This is a genomic window from Acidovorax sp., assembly GCF_046294525.1.
GTDB lineage: Bacteria > Pseudomonadota > Gammaproteobacteria > Burkholderiales > Burkholderiaceae_C > Acidovorax.
The window spans coordinates 17,090-29,847 of the sequence record NZ_JBKBKQ010000043.1 but is presented as its reverse complement, the minus strand read 5'-3'; the positions used below and the strand labels follow the sequence as shown (position 1 = coordinate 29,847).

10 protein-coding genes are annotated in these 12,758 nt (G+C 68.3%); 5 read left to right on the top strand and 5 right to left on the bottom strand.

What is annotated here, in order from left to right; genetic code table 11:
* Positions 1-483: 483 nt before the first annotated feature.
* From ACK4HJ_RS22580 to ACK4HJ_RS22570, 3 genes are all read left to right on the top strand, one after another.
* Complete coding sequence (locus tag ACK4HJ_RS22580; RefSeq protein WP_409835746.1) at positions 484-2,649, top strand: PAS domain S-box protein; 2,166 nt, start codon at positions 484-486, stop codon at positions 2,647-2,649.
* A complete protein-coding gene (locus ACK4HJ_RS22575) occupies positions 2,646-3,338 on the top strand; it encodes a response regulator transcription factor (RefSeq protein WP_409835744.1) in 693 nt (230 codons plus the stop codon). The genes ACK4HJ_RS22580 and ACK4HJ_RS22575 overlap by 4 nt, the downstream gene beginning before the upstream one ends.
* A gap of 72 nt (positions 3,339-3,410) precedes the next feature.
* Positions 3,411-4,400, top strand: coding sequence for a Bug family tripartite tricarboxylate transporter substrate binding protein (locus tag ACK4HJ_RS22570; protein WP_409835742.1), 990 nt, complete (start codon positions 3,411-3,413; stop codon positions 4,398-4,400).
* A gap of 469 nt (positions 4,401-4,869) precedes the next feature.
* On the opposite strand, the gene folK is transcribed toward ACK4HJ_RS22570, so the two are convergent.
* From folK to hda, 4 genes are read right to left on the bottom strand one after another with little or no spacing between them, the layout of a single operon-like run.
* A complete protein-coding gene (folK, locus tag ACK4HJ_RS22565) occupies positions 4,870-5,382 on the bottom strand; it encodes a 2-amino-4-hydroxy-6-hydroxymethyldihydropteridine diphosphokinase (protein WP_409835740.1) in 513 nt (170 codons plus the stop codon).
* A gap of 14 nt (positions 5,383-5,396) precedes the next feature.
* A complete protein-coding gene (gene pcnB / locus ACK4HJ_RS22560; protein WP_409835738.1) occupies positions 5,397-7,022 on the bottom strand; it encodes a polynucleotide adenylyltransferase PcnB in 1,626 nt (541 codons plus the stop codon).
* A gap of 13 nt (positions 7,023-7,035) precedes the next feature.
* Positions 7,036-7,770 (bottom strand): HAD family hydrolase, encoded by a 735-nt coding sequence (locus tag ACK4HJ_RS22555; protein ID WP_409835737.1) that lies wholly within the window; start codon positions 7,768-7,770, stop codon positions 7,036-7,038.
* A gap of 34 nt (positions 7,771-7,804) precedes the next feature.
* Positions 7,805-8,503, bottom strand: a complete 699-nt coding sequence (hda, locus tag ACK4HJ_RS22550) for a DnaA regulatory inactivator Hda (protein WP_409835749.1) — start codon at positions 8,501-8,503, stop codon at positions 7,805-7,807.
* A 483-nt stretch (positions 8,504-8,986) separates the two neighbouring features.
* On the opposite strand from hda, the gene purM reads away from it, so the two are divergent.
* Together purM and ACK4HJ_RS22540 are read left to right on the top strand one after the other, a co-directional pair.
* Entirely contained in the window at positions 8,987-10,060 is a 1,074-nt protein-coding gene (gene purM / locus ACK4HJ_RS22545; RefSeq protein WP_409835736.1) for a phosphoribosylformylglycinamidine cyclo-ligase, read from the top strand.
* Between the two features lie 127 nt (positions 10,061-10,187).
* Positions 10,188-11,333: an AI-2E family transporter gene (locus ACK4HJ_RS22540; RefSeq protein WP_409835735.1), complete on the top strand. Its 1,146-nt coding sequence runs from the start codon at positions 10,188-10,190 to the stop codon at positions 11,331-11,333.
* A gap of 61 nt (positions 11,334-11,394) precedes the next feature.
* Here the strand turns inward: ACK4HJ_RS22540 and ACK4HJ_RS22535 are convergent, their stop codons facing one another.
* Positions 11,395-12,513: an alpha/beta hydrolase family esterase gene (locus ACK4HJ_RS22535; protein ID WP_409835733.1), complete on the bottom strand. Its 1,119-nt coding sequence runs from the start codon at positions 12,511-12,513 to the stop codon at positions 11,395-11,397.
* Between the last annotated feature and the right edge of the window lie 245 nt (positions 12,514-12,758).

Here is a 12,758-nt window from a genome sequence, read left to right as displayed (position 1 = left end):
CCTTGTCTATGCGAACTGAAAGTTCCTACAACCGTTCGGGTTGCAAGAAAGGACGGTCCGGCGCAGGCGCCCATAGCTCAGGGGCGGGCTTCAATCAAAATCGAATTCAGCCCAGAGGCGCCTCGGGCTACCTGTGCCAGTCCGAGCCTCAAAGATACAAGGCCCTGCGGGCCTTCCCCCCGCTCTCGCATCGCTTTGCGATGCGGGCGGGGGGACGCAGCCCTCGCTGCGGGGCGGCCCTTGCTCGGCTGCCCTCGCCGGAGCAGCGCCTGTTTCTCAAGTCGCGAACTCAGCTGAAACCTGCTGAGAACTGCAGGGAACACCCCGCTGAACCCCTGGGGGCCTTCCCCCGCTCTCGCAGAGCTTCGCTCTGCGGGCAGGGAGACGTAGCCTTCGCTGCGGGGCGGCCCTTGCTTGGCTGCCCTCGCGTGGGGCGTGCCGGTTTCAAAGGCTGCGCATGATGCGCGGCGCCGCGGCCCTGAAATGACGCGGCTGCGCCAGGCGCTGCGGGGCGCAGGCCCGATGGCGGCCATGCTGGGCATGGCCGTGCTTCTGGTGGTGGGTGCTGGCGAATGGGCCACCCGCAACGAGCTAGAGACGCAATGGGACAACCTGCGCCGCTCGGGCGAGGTGCAGGCCCTGGCCCTGCGCGGCGTGGCCACCCGCTACAGCTATTTGCCGGCCACCGCTGCACAGCAGCCCCTGGTCGCGGCCCTGCTGCGCAACCCCCAGGCGCGCAACCTGCGGGATGCCGCCAACGCCTACCTGCAGACGGTAAACACCAACGCGGGCTCCGACGCGCTGTACGTGATGGACACCGCAGGCCTCACGCTCGCGTCCAGCAACTGGGCCACCCCCAGCTCGTTCGTGGACCAGAACTATGGCAACCGGCCCTACTTCCGCGATGCGCTGCAAGGCTTGGCCGGGCGGTTCTACGGCGTGGGCAAGACCACGGGCGAGCCCGGCCTCTTCGCATCGGCCCCCGTGTACGACAACGGCGTGGTAGTCGGCGTGGTGGCGGTCAAGGTGCAGATGCAGCCCATCGTGGACACCTGGGCTCAGCTGCGGGACCCGGTTTTTCTGGCCGACGAGCGGGGCATCATCTTCCTCGGCTCGGTCGCTGCCTGGCTCTACAAAACCACCCACACGCTCACCGATACCGAGGTGCTGCAGGTACAGCGCGACGAGCAGTATGGCGCGCGCTGGACGCCCGACCCCGTGCCATGGAAAACCCGCCAGCGCAGCGACCAGCCCGGCGTGGAGCTGCGCCTGCCCGACACCGGCAAGGAATACCTGGCGCTGGAAGAAGCCCTGCCCGACCTGGGCTGGACGCTGACCCTGACCGCCGACAGCCGCGTGGTGACCCAGGCCCGCCGCCAGGCCTGGGCGCTGGCCACGCTGGCATCGGGCCTTTTGGTACTGGGCGCGCTCTACTGGCAGCTGCGCGAGCGCCGCCTGAAGGAAAACCGCCAGGCCCGCATCGAGCTGGAGCAGCGCGTACACGAGCGCACCGACGCGCTGCAGCAGGCCCAGGCGTTCCGCCAGTCAATGGAAGACTCGCTGCTCGTGGGCATGCGTGCGCGGGACCTGCAGGGCCGCATCGTCTACGTGAACGCCGCCATGTGCGAGATGGTGGGCTACAGCGCCGACGAGCTCATCGGCTGCCTGCCCCCTTACCCGTACTGGCACTCGGACGACCTGGACCGCCACTGGGAAAACAGCGAAATCGCCCTGGCTGGCAAGGCCACGCCGCAGGGCATAGAAAACCGGCTGCGGCACCGCAACGGCTCGGACGTGTACACGATGTTCTACACCGCGCGGCTCATCGACGGCGACGGCCAGCACATCGGCTGGATCAGCTCGGTGGTGGACATTACCGCGCAAAAGCGCGCCGAAGAGCACCAGCAGCAGCGCGAAGCGCAGCTGCAGCGCGTGCAGCGCGTGATCACCGTGGGCGAGATGGCGTCCACGCTGGCGCACGAACTGAACCAGCCGCTGGCCGCGCTGGTCAACTACGCCGCCGCCGCACGGTCGCTGGCCGCACAGGGCAAGGCCGAGGCGCTGAACGAAAGCCTTACCGCGCTGTCCACCCAGGCGCTGCGCGCGGCAGACATCGTGGGCCGCATCCGCCGCTGGGTGCGCCAGCACCCCGAGGCGCGCGAGCCCTGCGACCTGAACGCCACGGTGGACCAGTCCCTGGCCCTGCTGCTGCGCGCCGAAGCCCGGCGCAACGGCGTGGCCGTGCGGCTGGATTTGGCCCGTGCCCCGCTGTGCGTCAGCGCAGACCGCGTGCTGCTCGAACAGGTGGTGCTCAACCTGGGCCTGAACGCACTGCAGGCCATGCAGGCCATGCCGCTCACTGCAGGCGGCGTAGAGCCGCCGCACGAACTGCTGCTGCGCACCACGGCCGATGCGGGCCACCACGCCTTGCTGCAGGTGCTGGACCGAGGCCCGGGTCTGCCGCCCGAAATCGCCGAACGCCTGTTCGAGCCGTTCTTCACCACCCGCGAAGGCGGCCTGGGTCTGGGGCTGAATATCTGCCGTTCCATCGTCGAGAGCATGGGCGGCGAACTGCTGGCGCGCAACCGTGAAGGGGGCGGCGCCGTCTTTGAAATCCGACTGCCGCTGGCCACCGCCACACCGCCATGACCGAAGCACTGCCCCCCTTCCCCGACCCGGCCGAAGCCCCCGCATCTGCCACCGTGTACATCGTGGATGACGATGAGGGCGTACGCCATTCGCTTGCGGCGCTGCTGATGGCGGCGGGTCACGTGCCCCGTGGCTATGCCAGCGGGCCGGAATTTCTCGCGGCTGCAGACCTGTCGCAGCCGGGCTGCGTGCTGCTGGACCTGCGCATGGATGGCATGAGCGGCCTGCAGGTGTTTGAAGAGATGCAGCGGCACGGCACGGTGCTCAAGACCGTATTCCTGTCCGCTCACGGCGAGCTGTCGTCCGCCGTGGCTGCCGTCAAACAGGGCGCTGTGGACTGGCTGGAGAAACCCTGCAACGAACAGACGCTGCTGGCCTCTGTGGCAAAGGCGGCACAGCTGTCACAGGCTAAGGCGCAGCGCACGCAGCGCCGCAGGGCCCAGTTGGAGCGCTGGAACGCGCTGAGCCCACGCCAGCAGGAAGTGGCCGTGCTGCTGGCCACCGGCATCAGCAGCAAGGAAGCCGCCCGCGCGCTGACCCAGCGCGCACCCGATCGCCCCATCGACCCGCGCACCGTGGACACCCACCGCTCGGCCATTTTCCTCAAGCTCGACATCCGCTCATCGCACGAACTGGGAATGATGGTGGAAGAGCTCGGCCTGTCGGCCAGCGTGCCGCGCAGCGTGTAAAAAGCAGGTCTGCGCGATACCGTCACAAGGTCTTCGTAAGCTTTCTTACGATTTTTTTGCACAATGGCACCCATGAACCGCAGAAACCTCCTCCTCATCGCCGGCGCCGCTGCCACCGCAGCGGCTTTTTCATTGTCCACCACGGCCGCTTTCGCGCAGGACTCGGGCCAGCCCATCCGCCTGATCGTGCCCTACGCTCCCGGCGGTCCCATCGACGTGACGGCCCGTGCGCTGGCCGAGCGCGTGCGCGACTCGCTGGGCACGGTGATCATCGAGAACAAGGGCGGTGCGGGCGGCAACATCGGCGCCGACGCGATTGCCAAGGCGGCCCCGGACGGCCTGACCATCGGCATCGCCGCCACGGCCACACACGCGGTCAATCCCTGGCTGTATTCCAAGATGCCCTACGACGCGGGCAAGGACTTTGCCGGCATCACGCAGATGGTGCGCGTGCCCAACGTGCTGGTCATCAACGCCGCCAAGGCCGAGCAACTCAAGATCAACACCGTGGCCGACCTGATCGCGTACGCCAAGGCCAACCCCGCCAAGCTCAACTACGGCAGCGGCGGCAACGGCAGTGCGGGCCACCTGGCAGGCGAGATGTTCAAGCAGCGCGCGGGCATCTTTGCGCTGCACATCCCCTACCGCGGCGCCAACCCCGCACAGCTGGCGCTGCTGGCCGGCGAAGTGGACTTCAACATCGACAACCTGGCCGCCGCCGCGCCCAACATCCGCGCGGGCAAGCTCAAGGCGCTGGCCGTGACCTCGCTGGACGCCTCGGCATCCCTGCCCGGCGTGCCGCCACTGTCGGCCACGTTCAAGGGTTTTTCCATCGACACCTGGTGGGGCCTGGTGGCGCCTGCGGCCACGCCCAAGCCCGTCATCGACAAGCTGAACAAGGCCTTCGTCGCCGCGTTGAATGCGCCCGAGACCAAGACCCGCTTCGGCAGCCTGCTGGCCGAGCCGGTGCCCACCACGCCGCAGCAGTTCGACAGCTTCATGGCCAGCGAACGTGCGAAGTACCAGCAAGTGGTGAAGGCGTCGGGCGCAAAAGTCGACTAACCCCCTGAGCGGCTGCGCCGCTTCCCCCAAGGGGGGACGCCCCCGGTGCGGCGGGGCGGCCCTTGCACGGGGGCACTGGTGTGGGTCCGCGCCGGTTTCATCCGGTGCGGGTGAAGCCAACGCTTGGAGATGAAATTTTCAGTGTTTTTTGGCTCCACCGCTTATCCATCAAGCGCTGGCAGCTCCTTTTTCAAGAGCAAATCGCTGATCAAAACGGATGGGGTGGGGTGTCGGGTTACGCTGCGCTAACCCGACCTACGACCTACCGACCTACGGGCTACGGGCTACGGGCTTGCACGGTCAGCGTTGGCAGATCTCGTTCGGGAGCAATTCTTCGCCGGGCCCGTAGGTCGGGTTAACCCGCAGGGTGTAACCCGACACCCTCGATCAAGCACAGGCTGCATCCCGCCAAAAATCTGGATGTTTTTGGCCTCCAGCGCTTATCCATCAAGCGCCACCAGCTCCTTTTTCAGGAGCATTTCAATCCCATCGCCCCATCTGCCCAGCCCGCATCGCCCACCCGCTCAATGGCCTGCGATGCCACGGACTGCAGCGACGCCGCGCTCACCCGCTGCGTCACCAAGTCCGCCAGTGGCCGCAGCACAAACGCGCGCTCGGCCATGCGGGGGTGGGGCACGGTGAGTTCGGGGGTGTCGATGACCTGGTCCCCGAACCACAGAATGTCCAGGTCCAGCGTGCGTGGGGCGTTGCGGTAGGGCCGCTCGCGGCCGGCGGCGTGTTCAATGGTTTGCAGCATGTGCAGCAGGGCCATCGGCTCCAGCGTGGTGGCCACTTCGGCCACAGCGTTCAGGTAGTCAGGCCCACCGGCGTCCACCGGGGCGCTGCGGTACAGCGGGGACACGCGCAGCACCTGGGTGCCGGGGACCTCGCCGAGTGCGAGCAAGGCCGCACGCAGAGCAGCCTCGCGCTCGCCCAGGTTGGCGCCGAGGCCCACATAGGCCAAGGTGGGCTTCGCGGCCATGGGAGCGTGCAGGCTCAATCGCCAGCGGTGGCGGACGCGGCGCCTTCGCTGCCGCCGCCACTGCCGGCTCCACCCGCACCGCCGGGCTTGCGGCGACGGCGGCGGCGCTTCTTGGGGGCGCTGCCGTCGGGCGGCAGCTCCACATCCTCGCCATCGGCCGGCGCGGCATCCACCGTGGCGCCGGTGGCCGGGGTGGGGGCCGGGCGTGGTGCAGGGGAGTTGCGAGGCACGCGCTTGACCACGGGCTGCTGGGACTTCTGGCGGGCTTTCTGTTCTTCCTTGGCCTGGTCCATCAGGTCATCGCGGCGCTCGTCGTCCGCGCTCTGGAAGTCCTGCCACCACTCGGCCAGCGCTTCCTCGACCTCGCCCACGTCGGCGCGCAGGCGCATGAAGTCAAACCCGGCACGGAAGCGCGGCTGCATGACCATGCCGAACGGCGTGTTGCCCACGCGCTTTTCAAACCGCGGCTGCATGACCCAGATCTCGCGCATGTCGGCGGCCAGCTTGCCGCGGCCCGACACGTCGCCAATGCGCTTGTCGAACACTTCGTCGATGGCCTCCTGCAGCGCGGGCAGTGGGTGCTGGCGCTGGGCCAGGCGCTCCTGCCAGCCATTGCGCACGTCTTCCCACAGCACGCAGGCCAGCAAGAAGCTGGGCGCCACGGGCTTGCCCTCGTTCACACGGCGGTCGGTGTCCAGCAGCGCGGCTTTCACGAACGGGGTGTCGGCGCGCTCCACCGCCACGTCCAGCAACGGGTAGATGCCCTTGGCCATGCCCAGCTTCTTGAGCTGCTCGATGGTGGCAATGGCGTGCCCCGTCTGCAGCAGCTTGAGCATTTCGTCAAACATGCGGCTCTGGGGCACCTCGGCCAGCAGGGCCTGCGACTGGACCAGGGGCGCGGCCGACTTGGGGTCGATGCTGAAGCCCAGGGGGCTGAGCTTGGCGGCAAAACGCACGGCGCGGATGATGCGCACCGGGTCTTCGCGGTAGCGCGTGGCGGGGTCGCCAATCATGCGCAGCGTCTTCTTCTTGGCGTCCTGAATGCCCTTGTGGTAGTCCACAACGATCTGGCTGACCGGGTCGTAGTACATGGCGTTCACGGTGAAGTCGCGGCGCGTGGCGTCCTCGTCCTGCGGGCCCCAGACGTTGTCGCGCAGCACGCGGCCGCTGGCGTCCACGGCGTGGTGCATGCCCGCCAGCTGCGCCTTCGACGTCTTTTCGTTGCCGCTGACCTGGCCGGCGGCGCTGTTGTCCAGGTAGGCGCGGAAGGTAGAGACCTCGATCACCTCGTGCTCGCGGCCCCGTCCATGCACCACGTGCACGATGCGAAAGCGCTTGCCGATGATGAAGGCGCGGCGGAACAGGCCCTTGACCTGTTCGGGCGTGGCATTGGTGGCCACGTCGAAGTCCTTGGGACGCAGGCCCAGCAGCAGGTCGCGCACCGCGCCGCCTACGATGTAGGCCTCATAGCCCGCCTGCTTGAGCGTGGCCACCACCTCGGCCGCGCGGCGGTCCACCAGCTCGGGGTTGATGCCGTGCACGCTGGCGGGCACCTCTTCGCGCTTGCCGAAGTGGGGCTTGCCGCCTGCGGTGCCGGGGGTCGATTTGCCCAGCAGTTTGTCGATGAACTTCTTGATCATGGGAAGGGAGGTGTCAGGGGGCTGCGTTTACGCCAGGTTCAGGGATGGCCGGGCTGGCAGGCACTGCGAACAAATCGAGTATGCGCCAGCCACGTTGCTGGGCCAGCGCACGCAGGCGCGGGTCGGGGTTGGTAGCCACGGGGTGGTCCACTTTTTCGAGCAGGGGCACGTCGTTCATGGAGTCGCTGTAGAACGTGCTCTCCACGTCGGCCCAGGTCAGCTGCCGCTCGGCCAGCCATTGCTCCATGCGCCGCACCTTGCCCTCGCGCATGGTGGGCGTGCCGTCGATCTCGCCGGTGTACCAGCCGCTGGCGTCGCGCGCCAACTGCACGGACAGCAGCGTTGGCACGCCAAGGGCCTGTGCGATGGGTGCGGTCACGAACTCGTTGGTGGCAGTGACGATCAGCACCTCGTCGCCTGCAGCCTGGTGCTGGCGGATGAGGTCCAGAGCCTGAGGACGGATGGCAGGCGCGATGACCTCTCGCATGAACTGCGCGTGCGCGACGGCCGCGGCCTCGGGCCCGCGCAGTCGCACGGCCTCGGTGGCAAAACGCACGTAGTCGTGCACGTCGAGCGTGCCCGCCTGGTAGTGCGCGTAGAACTCGTCGTTGCGGCGGGCAAACTCCACCGGGTCGTTCCAGCCGATGCGGATGGTGAACTCGCCCCATTCGTAGTCGGAGTCGAGCGGCAGCAGGGTGTGGTCGAGGTCGAACAGCGCAAGCCGCAGGCGGCGAGGATCAGAAGTCATTCAAATTCACAAAGGGCAAAAGTAGGGCACAGCTTCATTCCGATTCGAGCATGGTTTTCAGCAGAGGAATCGTGATCGCCCGCTGCGTGCGCAAGGCAAACGCATCCAACTGATCCAGCAACTGCATGAGGCTGCCCAGGTCGCGCGAGAAGCGCTTGAGCATGTAGTCCATCACGTCGTCGCCCAGGAACACGCCGCGCGCGTCGGCCTCCTGGCGCAGCACGGCGCGCCGTTCGGACTCGCCCAGCAACTGCAGCTGAAACACGTGACCCCAGCCCAGGCGGCTGCGCAGGTCGTCGCGCAGGGGCAGGTCGGCGGGGGGCACGTCGCCCGCGGCCAGCACCCAGCGGGGGCTTCCGCTGGCGGGGCTGATCGCATTGACGAACCAGTTGAAGGCCGTGGCCTGCTGGGCCGTGTCGTACAGGTGCACGTCGTCCATCACCACGGCGGCCCAGCCTTCGTCGAAATCGGGCGGGGCGGCCATGGACGGGTCCAGCCAGCCCACGTTGTCGCCATGCTCGCGCAAGGCCTGGCGCACGGCCTTGATCAGGTGCGACTTGCCACTGCCCGGCTCGCCCCACAGGTAGGTGGGCACGGGCGAACGGGCAGACTGGCTGCCGCCGTCACCCACCGCCAGGCGCAGGTGTTGCAGCGCGGCCTCGTTGGGGCCGGCAAAGAAGCGGGTCAGTGTGGGACCGGTGGCCAGGCCGATGTCCAGCGCCAGCTGCTTCATGGGCGGCGTCATGCGCGGCACCCGGGCGACGGCAGGGGCCGGCCCGTGGCAGGCGGTGCGGGATCAGCGGGCAGGAGCAGGATCGGCAGCAACATCGCAGCAGGTGAAGGTGGAAGGCATGCGGCCGTAGGTGACTGCGGCCAGCGGTGCAACGGAAGTGGGAGCTCACGGCGTGCCGTGGCGGCTGACGAATGCACAAAAAGTGAGCACTCTCCAGCGACAACTCGGGCGATTTTAGTCTCTGCCGGGGTCCACCCCTGGCCCGCGCGCACCATCGCCCCTCATGGCCCCGTCTCCCTTGCAAGCCGCGCCTGCCCCCCGGAATCGCGACGCTGGGCCTCACCAGCCTGGCGACATGGCGCGGCGGGGCGCCAGGGGCGGCCGCACCGGCCCGCCCTCTGCGCAGGTCTACGCCCCCCGGCGGGATAAAATCCCCGGCTTCCAGCCCGCACAACGGGCCTACCTGCACCTAAGCACCCTTCCATGAGCTCTTCTGCCCCCTCCACCCCCATCTCCTACAAAGACGCCGGCGTTGACATCGACGCGGGCGACGCGCTGGTCGAGCGCATCAAGCCGCTGGCCAAGAAGACGATGCGCGAGGGCGTGCTGGCAGGCATTGGCGGCTTTGGCGCGCTGTTCGAGGTGCCCAAGCGCTACAAAGAGCCCGTGCTTGTCTCCGGCACCGACGGCGTGGGCACCAAGCTCAAGCTGGCGTTTGAATGGAACATGCACGACACCGTGGGCATCGACCTGGTGGCCATGAGCGTGAACGATGTGCTGGTGCAGGGCGCCGAGCCCCTGTTCTTCCTGGACTATTTCGCCTGCGGCAAGCTCGATGTGGACACGGCTGCCGCCGTGGTGGGCGGCATTGCCAAGGGCTGTGAACTGAGCGGCTGCGCCCTCATCGGTGGCGAAACGGCCGAGATGCCCGGCATGTACCCCGCTGGCGAATACGACCTGGCTGGCTTTGCAGTAGGCGCGGTCGAAAAAAGCAAGATCCTGACCGGCAAGGATGTGAAGCCCGGCGACGTGGTGCTGGGCCTGGCCTCGGCCGGTGTGCACTCCAACGGCTTCAGCCTGGTGCGCAAGTGCATCGAGCGTGCGGGCGCCAATGCCCCTGCCACGCTGGACGGCAAGCCCTTCAAGCAGACCATCATGGAGCCCACCCGCCTGTACGTGAAGAACGTGCTGGCCGCGCTGGCCGCACACCCGCATTCCGAGGATGCAGCTTCGCCCGGCGGCATCAAGGCCCTCGCCCACATCACCGGTGGCGGCCTGCTGGAGAACATCCCCCGCGTGCTGCCCGAAGGCACGGCCGCGCACCTGAAGAAGGGCAGCTGGCCGCAGACCGAGCTGTTTGCCTGGCTGCAGAAGACCGCTGGCATTGACGACATCGAGATGAACCGCACCTTCAACAACGGCATCGGCATGGTGGTGGTGGTGGATGCCGCTGCCGCCGAAGCCACGGCTGCCACGCTGCGCGCAGCGGGCGAACAGGTGTACACCATTGGCGCCATTGCACCGCGCGGCGATGGTGCCGCCGTGGTCGTGGCCTGAGCGGCTGGCAAAAAACCCGCCGGACGATAGCGTGCGCCCCCTCCCTGGCCCTGCCGCAACCGCCGGGCGCCGGACCGGTGCCCGGGGCGCTTGCTCGTCCCACCCCTTTCTGAACTGACCACAGCGCATGGCGCAGCGCCCCTCCCTTCCTGCCCTGCCCCCTGCGGCAGAACCCACACCGCCCGCTCCACTGGATGGTGGTGGGCCCCCGGCGGCCCTTGACGCCCCCCTGCCCCTGCGCCCCGCCACGCGGGGCATCGTGATTGCCAGCTACCTGCTGATGGCTGGCGTGCTGCTGCTGGTGATGTGGCGGGGCCTGCTGCCCGGCCTGCTGTGCGTGTGCCTGGGCTTTTTGCTCACCCGCGCGCTCACACGCTGGTTTGCGGCCGTGGCCGGACGCGTGCGACGCCAGGCGCTGCCAGGGCCCCGCACTCTGCGCGCGGCGCAGGTGGCTGCTGCCGCGCTGGTCATGCTGCTGCCCCTGGTGCTGCTGGGCGTGGGCCTGACCCATTCGCGCGGCTACCTGCTTGCAGCGCCGCACCAATACCAGGAACTGCTCACCTACATGGCACGCACGGTGCTGGAGCTGCGCCTGAAGCTGCCTCCCGACATGGCCAGCCATCTGCCCGATGGCGCGGCCGAACTGCAGCGCGTGATCGCCAACTACCTGGGCGCAAAGGCCGGCGCGCTGGCCATGGCCGGGCGTGCCTGGCTGGCAGGCGTGCTGTTCGCCTACGTGGGCCTGCTGATCGGATCGCTGGCCGCCGTGCGCCCACTGGGCGGCGCCCGCGGCCCGCTGGCCGTGCAGCTGCAGCAGCGCATCACTCTGTTTGGCGAGGCGTTCCGCCAGATCGTGGCGGCGCAGTTCTGGATCGCGGCGTTCAACACGCTGCTCACGGCGATGTTCCTGCTGTTCGTGCTGCCGCTGTGGGGCATGGAGCTGCCCTACACGCCGATGTTGATCACCTTCACGTTTGTGGCCGGGCTGGTGCCTATCGTGGGCAACCTGGTGTGCAACGTGGTCATCACCATCGTGGGCCTGTCGGTGTCACCGCTGACGGCCGCCGCCTGTCTGGCTTTCCTGATCCTGATCCACAAGGCCGAATACGTGATCAACGCCAAGGTGGTGGGCCGGCGCACGCAAATGGGCGTGTGGGAGCTGCTGTCGGTGATGTTCGCCGCCGAGGCGGTGTTCGGCCCCGCCGGGCTGGTGGCGGCGCCGCTGTTCTATGCCTACCTGAAGAAAGAACTGGTGGCGGCGCGGCTGGTGTAAACGCCAGTCACTCTGTTTTTGATAGCTGCCAGCGCTTCAACAGCAAGCGCCAGGGCCACTTTTAGCCCATATTCTTCCGCCCCAACTGGCGCGCGACAAAGGCCCAGATAAGGGCCGAGGCGTCGGGGCCGGACGGGTCGCTGTAGGGCCTGCGCGCGGCCCCACCGCTCCAGGCGTGGGCCAGGCCCACCACCTCGCGCAAGGCCACCACGGTGCGTCCCCGGGACTTGAACTCCGTCACCCGCATGGCGTGGCGCTGCCCGCGCTGCAGAGTGCGCAGCGCCCCCGCCCGCGCGCCCAGGGCACCGGCCCACAGCAGGGCGGTGGCCGCTGCATTGCGCACCGATACCACGCCGTCGGCGTCGCCATGCAGCACCAGCAGCGGCGGCAGGGGCAGGCTGGGTGTGAGGGCGGGCGTGGACGACAGCGCTGGCTCGTCGGGCACCGCCTGCAGCGGCAAATGGGCATCGCGCCGCCCATGCATGGCCGCCATGGCGTGGGCGGACGATTCGGCCGTGCCCGGCGCCACGCCGGAATGCATGGCCACCGCACAGAACCGCGCGGGGTAGCGCGCCGCCATCAGCACGGCCATGCTGGCCCCGGCCGACAGGCCCGCCACGGCCACCTGCGCCAGGTCCACCGGATGGGTGCGCGCCACCTGGTCCACGGCCGCCAGAAGCGTGGCCGCCTCGGCCTCGGCCTTGCCGTTGCGCCGCTCGAACCAGTTCCAGCAGCCGTGGGCGTTGGCCATGCGCTCCTGCTCGGGGTACAGCACCAAAAACCGCTGCCGCGCTGCCACCCGGTTCATGCGGGACACGGCCGCCAGTTCTCGCCCCGTCTGCCCGCAGCCGTGGAGCATGACCAGCAGCGGCAGCTTTTCGCCCCGCTGCAGTGCCAGGCCGGGCGGGATGAAGAGCTGGTAGCGCCGCGCCCCCGCTGGCCCGCGCGCCAGGCCCGCCACCCATTCGCCACTGACGGGAGTGGGCTTGCCAGCGGACCGCACCGCCCGGCCCTTGCGGGCGACAGGTGGCGTGGCCGTACCGGTGGCTGACACCCCTCGCAGGCTGCCTGCAGCCGGGGTGGCGCGTGGCGGGCGCGTGGCCTTGGCAAAGGCCTTGAGGTTGCGCTGGTAGGCCCGCGCCAGCGCGGTCAGCGAAAAAAGACGGGATCGGCGGGCCATGGGGGCAGTGTGTCGGTGCGTGTGTTGGAGGTGGAGCGGAGTTAAGGGAAAACCCTAGGCACCATACCAGCTTGACGCCCAGTTTTTGCAGGTCACTACCAATTTAATAGCTGCCAGCGCTTGTAGGACAAGCGCTTGAACCGGTTTTTGCATCAAATCCTGCCAGATCACGCTATGCGCACCGGCGAAGAGCGCACGTTTTGCACATCGATGGCTGAAAATGATCGATTCCTGTCCGCGGCAAG